Source organism: Streptomyces sp. DH12 (genome assembly GCF_020873895.1).
In the GTDB taxonomy this organism is placed as follows: domain Bacteria; phylum Actinomycetota; class Actinomycetes; order Streptomycetales; family Streptomycetaceae; genus Streptomyces.
Map to the genome: position 1 here is coordinate 1 of NZ_JAHWGT010001306.1, position 426 is coordinate 426.

Genomic DNA, 426 nt, shown 5'->3' on the forward strand with positions numbered 1-426 from the left:
GACGATGGTGATGCCGAATTCCAGCGGGTTGGGCACACGGGTCAGACAGACCGTGACCAGTGCGCCCTTTTCCTTGTGGAAATTGATCAGCTCGGTGAGGTCGAAGTCCGTGAGGGCATCGCCGGAGATGACGAGGAAGGCATCGTCCTTCAGTGCCTCCTCGGCGTTCTTGACGCTCCCGGCGGTACCGAGTGGCTTCTCCTCATTGGCATACGTGAGCTCCATTCCGAGCTCCTCGCCGTCCCCGAAGTAGTTCTTGACCAGCGAGGCAAGGAACTGGACGGTCACAACGGTTTCGTTGAGCCCGTGCCTTTTGAGCAGCCGCAGAACGTGCTCCATGATCGGCCGGTTGGCCACCGGCAGGAGCGGCTTGGGCATGCTTGAGGTCATGGGGCGAAGACGTGTGCCTTCGCCCCCGGCCATCAC

General features: G+C 61.5%; 1 protein-coding gene. It reads right to left on the reverse strand.

Annotation, left to right across the window (positions count from 1 at the left end; all coding sequences use genetic code 11):
• Positions 1-426, reverse strand: a 426-nt coding sequence (locus LPA54_RS39810) for a nucleotidyltransferase family protein (protein ID WP_228985289.1), incomplete at both ends; no start/stop codon positions are given.